The sequence below is a fragment of the Variovorax sp. P4_D9 genome (assembly GCF_056401695.1).
In genome coordinates this window covers 1-2,120 of the sequence record NZ_JBFUIU010001190.1, presented here as the reverse complement: position 1 = coordinate 2,120, position 2,120 = coordinate 1, and the positions used below count along the sequence as shown (strand labels likewise).

Genomic DNA, 2,120 nt, shown 5'->3' with positions numbered 1-2,120 from the left:
CAGAGTACGAATAGCGCAGGACTGGCACTCACATGCGAAGAAGAACCATGGAGACTTTCCCACCTTTTGGTTGGAGCGACCGCTTCACATTGGGATTCGCCCTGATGGACCAAAACCACAAAGAGTCTGTGCTGTTGGTCGACGCTCTAAGCAAAGCGAGTGGATGGATCAACTGATTCGGCGCCACTGGACGCCGGTCTGCCTCATCGAGAGGTGTCTGGACCCAAGGGGACGCCCGTGCGAGGACGCGACCGTGCGACGGACTCCAACAGCCAGCCGAGCGGCACGTCCGTGGCTCCCAGCGGCACGCAGGGTCTCGTGTCGGACTGCCGCAGCCATGCGCTCGGGCAACTGGTGTGAGGTGCTCCATCGTTCTTGTTTGCATCGCCAGATTTGTTTTCGCCCGGCGAGCATGACGAGTCCGGAGAAGCTGGCGAACTTGGATGTCCAGTAACTGATGCCGTGGCTAACCTTGGAAAGACTTTCAATGAATAAATCTCTTGTCGCTCTGGCTACTCTGGCTGCTGCCGGGGTCGCCTCAGCCCAATCGACCGTCACGCTGTTTGGGGTGGTTGACGCTGCCGTGAGCCACTATGAAAACAAGACAGAAAACGGGCTAGGCAACTCCTTCAAGACCAGCCAAAGCGTGCTAAGCAGTTCGGGATACAACGCCAGCCGTCTGGGCTTCCGTGGCACAGAAGACCTCGGTGGCGGCTTGGCAGCCAGCTTCTGGCTGGAAGCCGCTATCAACACCGACACCGGCACGGGCGCTGCCTCCGGTGGCGGTCTGAGCTTCAACCGTCGTTCAACGGTGAGTTTGTCCGGCGTCTTCGGAGAGATCCGTCTCGGCCGGGACTTCACCCCGACCTTCTGGAATGACAACGTCTTTGACCCCTTCGGGCCCAGCGGCGTGGGTAGCAGCATCATCGTGACAGCCAACGGCTTCAGTTCCAGCGGTGCGCTCACAAACGGCTTCACGGCGAACAACCAATACAGAAGCGCGAGTAACTCGGTCGGCTACTTCCTGCCGCCGAACCTGGGTGGCTTCTATGGCCAGTTCATGTACGCCTTCAACGAGCAGGTCTCGTACGATCCGGGCACGGTGACGCCTCCCGGCGCTGCCGCGATCATCGCGAACCCGGCACTCGCAGCCATCGGCAACAACGCACGTGCAGGACGCTACGTCGGAGGTCGCGTCGGCTACGCCAACGGCCCGCTCGACGTCGCTGTGTCCTACAGTGAATCCACCGTGGCCAGCAACTTCTACCGCGGCATCACGCAGAATCTCGACACGTGGAGCCTGGGTGCCTCGTACGACTTCGGCGTCGTCAAGGTGTTCGGCGAGTATTCGGATGCCAAGCTCAAGAACGACGTGTCCGCCCTCACCGTTGCAGGCGTCTTAGGCGTGACTGATCCCAGCGCTAAGGGCTGGCTGCTCGGCGCAACCGTGCCGGTTGGGCCTGGTCTGATCCGCGTCGCCTACTCGGCCGTCGACTACAGCGACACTCTGGGTGCACTGAACCAGGTCTTCGGCGTGCGCAGCGACCCGAAGGCTGACAAGGTCGCCATCGGCTACGTTCACAACCTGTCGAAGCGTACGGCGCTGTATGCAACGGTTGCTCGCATCAACAACAAGAATGGCGCCGACCTGCTGGTGGGTGGCACCGCGAACTTCGTCCGGCCAGTTGCAGGCGTGACCGGTCCACTGACCCCGAAGACTTCATCTGGGTACGACCTCGGGATCCGTCATGCCTTTTAATCCGTAAGCGCGGGGGCTCAACGCAAAGATCCGGTGAGCTACGACATGATTTGCAAAGCGGACACGGTCGGTGTCTTCCAGATCGAGAGCCGCGCACAGATGAGCATGCTGGATCCATTTGATTTCAGTGCAAAAAGTGACGCAGTGCCCYCCCTGGCCTCTTTCTGGTTTTCGAGGGGCTTTTGTCAGTTTTGTCAGATTTTTTTGTCAGCGGCATCGTGGCGCCCATTTCACAATTTGAGTCTCGGAACGGGTACTAGTTGGCAGTTCCGAGGGCCGCGCCCCTTGGCGAACTTCCTGAGCCGCTTGAAACTCGGGTGGATGAACATCCCCAAATTGCTGCTGCCCATGGGCCTTGTAC

General features: G+C 59.9%; 1 protein-coding gene and 1 pseudogene. Both read left to right on the top strand.

Annotation, left to right across the window (positions count from 1 at the left end):
* Positions 1–487 precede the first annotated feature (487 nt).
* Entirely contained in the window at positions 488–1,759 is a 1,272-nt protein-coding gene (locus AC1DY5_RS52815) for a porin (RefSeq protein ID WP_478122215.1), read from the top strand.
* A gap of 27 nt (positions 1,760–1,786) precedes the next feature.
* Positions 1,787–1,870: pseudogene (locus AC1DY5_RS52810) on the top strand (hypothetical protein); the annotation flags it as partial.
* Between the last annotated feature and the right edge of the window lie 250 nt (positions 1,871–2,120).